At 59.0% G+C, this 1,384-nt stretch carries 2 pseudogenes; both read left to right on the top strand.

Going from position 1 to position 1,384, the window contains the following annotated elements:
- Window positions 1-598: pseudogene (locus EN935_RS36060) on the top strand (PQQ-binding-like beta-propeller repeat protein); the annotation flags it as partial.
- Between the two features lie 632 nt (window positions 599-1,230).
- Window positions 1,231-1,384, top strand: a pseudogene (locus EN935_RS42505) (serine protease); the annotation flags it as partial.

The raw sequence follows: 1,384 nt of genomic DNA, 5'->3' as shown, positions 1-1,384 counted from the left end.
GTTCAACTGGGGCGCGGTGGCGGTCGATCCCAATCGGCAAGTCATGTTTGCCATGCCCGTATACCTTGCCTTTACGTCGAAGATGATCCCCCGTCCGGACAAGTATGCGCGCGTCGTTACCAAAGAGGGAGGGGACGTCTTCAACGAAAATTTCGGAGCGCCTTATGCGGCCAAGATGGGAGCGTTTCTCTCACCGCTTGGGCTGCCCTGCCAAGCGCCGCCATGGGGCTATGTCGCGGGTGTCGACCTGACGACCGGCAAGACCATCTACAAGCATGTCAACGGAACGGTGCGCGACCTGTCGCCGATCCCGCTGCCATTCAAGATGGGCGTGCCCGGCATCGGTGGGCCGATCATTACCAAGGGCGGCGTCGCCTTTCTCAGCGGCACCTTGGATTACTACGTACGCGGTTATGACCTGAAGACAGGCAAGGAGATCTGGCACGATCGCCTTCCCGCTGGCGGGCAGGCCACCCCCTCCAGCTACCTTGGCTCCGATGGCCGACAGTATCTAATCGTGGTTGCCGGCGGGCATGGTTCGACCGGCACAGCGGCGGGCGATTCTATTATCGCCTATGCGTTGCCGAAAGCCGGGTGAGAAAAGGTGCGGAATGCGTGCGTATGACAATGGCGAACTGGGATCGTGAGGGCTCGGCTTCGAAAGTTCCTGGCGCAGGCTCCCGTCAACACGGTGGCTGGCGCGCAGTCTCGGTGGATCCGAGCGTGGTTCTTCCCAGCGACCGCCCGCTTTGCGCTCCGCGCCCTCATCTCCTCGGCTTAGCGGTTTCGCGTACGGACCGTCCAAGGTTTTGGAGCCTTGGTTAACGGCAGCCGAGCCGAAATGAAGCGCGCGTATTTTGCCTCGCTTCAAAGCGCTGGCATGCCGATGAGCATCCAGCCTGTCCGCGGTAGATCCTGGGTGGCTTCAACAAGAGGGTCGCTGCTAAGACGTAGCGCTCATTGACTGCACACCGGTCCGGCGTCTGGCGTAGTATGCAGAAGCTTTGTTGCTGTTCTGATTCGAGCAAAGGAAGTTGCTGATCATTTGGCTTTGGTCAGGACTGGACCTTCTGACCATGCCGGCAATGGTCAGCGCGATATCATCTCAAGGGTGCCTGGCCAACATTACTAAAAGTTCATGCAATGGAAATGACGTCGTAATGTGCGCTTCTATATTCTTTTCAGCACGACGCCAATCAGGGCGCAGTTCTAGAAAGAGGACACGAAATCATGAAAACTTACCCCAATGTACATTCCAGCACGCACAAGCGAATCATGGCTGCTGCCGCGTCCGTGGCTATCGCCGGGGCGATCGGCTTCGGGGCCTACGCCACCGGCACATCACCCGTTCTGGCCGATGCCGTGCGCGTTCAAACAGCGCAGA

The sequence above is a fragment of the Mesorhizobium sp. M7D.F.Ca.US.004.03.1.1 genome (genome assembly GCF_003998635.1).
Taxonomy (GTDB): domain Bacteria; phylum Pseudomonadota; class Alphaproteobacteria; order Rhizobiales; family Rhizobiaceae; genus Mesorhizobium; species Mesorhizobium loti.
This window is presented reverse-complemented; position numbering and strand designations above follow the sequence as displayed.